The sequence below is a fragment of the Streptomyces sp. SID11385 genome (genome assembly GCF_010548245.1).
Lineage (GTDB): Bacteria > Actinomycetota > Actinomycetes > Streptomycetales > Streptomycetaceae > Streptomyces.
Genome location: NZ_JAAGLR010000798.1, coordinates 1 through 1,068 on the forward strand (window position 1 = coordinate 1; position 1,068 = coordinate 1,068).

Consider the following 1,068-nt stretch of genomic DNA (forward strand, 5'->3'; position numbering starts at 1 on the left):
AGCCCTCCACCGCCCCGCCCGCCGCGTGGGCCGCCGCGGGCGCCGCCGTACGGCGGCTCCACGAAGCGCCGTTGCCGCCGTGGCCCGGCCGGACGCCCGAAGCGCTCGCGGCCGAAGTGGAGCGGGAATGCGCGGCGCTCCTGGCGGGCGGCCTGCTGTCCGCGGAACTCGTCGCGCGCGGCCGGGAGGCCGCCGACGCCGTACTCCGGCCGTGGACACCGGTGTTCACGCACGGAGACCTCCAGAGCGCGCACGTGTTCACCGAGGGCGACGAGGTCACGGGCATCATCGACTGGTCCGAGGCGGCCCCCGGCGACGCGATGTTCGACCTCGCGATCCTGACGCTCGGACACGAGGAACACCTCGCCGAAGTCGTGGCCGGTTACGGCGACGGCGTCGACACCGGCATCGTGCGCGCGTGGTGGGCGGTGCGCGGTCTCCTCGCGGTGCGGTGGCTCGTCGAGCACGGCTTCGACCCGTACGCGCCGGGGTGCGAGGTCGACGTGCTGCGCGCCGCGAGGTGAGCGCGCCCCTACCTCGCCCTCGGCACCACCACGGGCGCGCCGTCGCCGGGGGCGCGGAGGATGTCGGCGTCCAGGCCGTACACCTCCTTGACCAGCGCTTCGTCCACGATCGCGGACGGGGCGCCCTCCGCCACGACGCGGCCGTCCTTCATCGCGATCAGGAGGTCCGCGCTGCGGGCCGCCGCCGAGAGGTCGTGCAGGACCATCACGACGGTGCGGCCCGCCGCCGCGACCTCGCGGACCAGGCGCAGCACGTCCACGACGTGACCCGGGTCGAGCGCCGAGGTCGGCTCGTCGAGCAGGACGAGCGGGGTGTCCTGGGCCAGGACCATCGCGAGCCAGCAGCGCTGGCGCTGGCCGCCGGAGAGCCGGTCGACGCGTTCCGCGGCGAGGTCCAGCGTCCCCGTCGCGGCGAGCGCGGCCCGGACCGCCTCCTCGTCGGCGCGCGACCACTGCCGCAGCAGGCCCTGGTGCGGGTGGCGCCCGTACCGTACGAGCCCGGCGACCGTCACCGCCTCGGGCGCGCGCGGCGACTGGGGGAGCA

General features: G+C 76.4%; 2 protein-coding genes. One reads left to right on the forward strand and one right to left on the reverse strand.

The genetic code is table 11. The features are described from left to right. Positions 1-524, forward strand: a 524-nt coding sequence (locus G3I42_RS24555) for an aminoglycoside phosphotransferase family protein (RefSeq protein WP_164289374.1), incomplete at its 5' end; no start/stop codon positions are given. A gap of 8 nt (positions 525-532) precedes the next feature. Here the strand turns inward: G3I42_RS24555 and G3I42_RS24560 are convergent. After that, positions 533-1,068 (reverse strand): ABC transporter ATP-binding protein (locus G3I42_RS24560; RefSeq protein WP_164289375.1); only part of this gene is annotated, 536 nt, incomplete at its 5' end.